Here is a 1,598-nt window from a genome sequence, read left to right as displayed (position 1 = left end):
TGAAGAATCGCTGCACCGTCACGCCCCCCATACCCCGATATCGAGGCCAGCGTGGGTGGCGGATTTATGCCAGATCTTCTCACTCCAGGGCACAGTAGGCTCGCGGTTGAAGATGAGCAGATGCGCCTCCTTGGCACCCACGCGCTGGCAGTAGTCCGCGGTCTGCTCGAGGCCGGTCTGGATCACGGTGTCGAGCCTGCCACGCAGCAGCTTGAGCTCGATCACCACGCGCTGCAGTGGGCCATACATGGCTTGCTCTGGGTCCAGCGGCCATTCGATCAGCAGGTCAGTGCGCTTGCGGCCCAGGCCATACTCGCGGCTGATGCGCCCGCCGCCGTTGATGATGCGCTGCAGAAAGGCCTGCATCAGCAGTTGCGGGGCGGCTTCCCTGTAATCAAAGCCCTCGCTCCAGCTATCGGAGTGCTCGCGGAAGAACTGCTGGAAAGCAGCCAGCAGCTTGGGCATGTTCAGGCTGTGATCGGGGTTGATGTACCAGGCCTGCTGCTCAACCAGCGTGTCCTGCAGTACGCTGGTCAACTCCCGGGGCAGCACTTCCTGATAGATACGGTTGCTGATGCGAATCTGCGGCTTGCGTTCAATCAGGCCCAGGTCGGTAACGTATTGCAGGTCATCTTCCGGCATGCGCAGGCCGGTGTCTTCACCGACCAGCAGCGCCTGCACCACCTTGCACACGCGCGGTTCCCGCAGCTTGTCACTGAGCTGGTCCAGATGGGTGGCGCGCGACTGGATCAGGTTCTCGCGGGCGGCTTTGTAGTCATCGAGGCTGATACGGTGGCTGCGATCCCGTGCGGCACGGTTCTCCCATGTCACCTCATAGCCCAGGGCATTGACCAGCCAGGGCTGGCCGCGGGTGTCTTCCCAGAGCTCGGCAAAGATGGCCTCATCGAACATCTGGCCGGTGGCCTGCGTATGTTGCAACCACAGTGCGCGCGTCTCGGTCTCGTTGAAGCTGCCCATACGCAGGGACTTGGCCTTGATGTTGAAGGCGCTGCCACCGGTGATCACTTCGGCGCCTTCCTGGTGCATACGGTAGTCGCGCACATCGCGCACCCCACACAGCACGATGGACTGGGGGAAGTGCTCGGGGCGCTGCGCATAGCCGGCGCGGATCTGTCGCAGTAATGAGATCAGCGTATCGCCTACCAGGGCGTCGACTTCGTCCAGCAGCAGGACGTTGGACTGGGGGGTAATCTGCGCCCAGTGGCGCAACAGCTGGGTCAATTGATCCTGTGCCTGGTGCTGCCGCCCCTCCTGCATCCACCACTGATTGAGTGCTGGGTTCTGGGTATAGTCCTCGATGCTGCGGGCAATGGCACTGCACGCTGTTGGTATGCCCTGTGTCTCATCCCCGCGTGCAGCCTGTGCGCCTTCGATATTGGCGTAGGCGCAGGCGTATTCGCCGGAGGCGTTGAGCGCCTGCATCATGGCCAGCAGGGTGCTGGTCTTGCCGGTCTGGCGTGGGGCGTGCAGCACAAAGTAGCGCTGCTCGCGGATCAGCTGCTGCACATCTTCCCAGTCGAGCCGCCCCAGCAACGGCAGGTGGTAGTGCAGCTCGGGCTTGATCGGGCCGGCGTTGT

At 62.8% G+C, this 1,598-nt stretch carries 1 protein-coding gene; it reads right to left on the bottom strand.

The features are described 5' to 3' along the window. Positions 1-18: 18 nt before the first annotated feature. The coding region (locus tag VBE63_RS28980) for an AAA family ATPase (RefSeq protein WP_323686443.1) at positions 19-1,598 on the bottom strand (1,580 nt) is incomplete at its 5' end.

Source organism: Lamprobacter sp. (assembly GCF_034860625.1).
Taxonomy (GTDB): domain Bacteria; phylum Pseudomonadota; class Gammaproteobacteria; order Chromatiales; family Chromatiaceae; genus Lamprobacter.
This window is presented reverse-complemented; position numbering and strand designations above follow the sequence as displayed.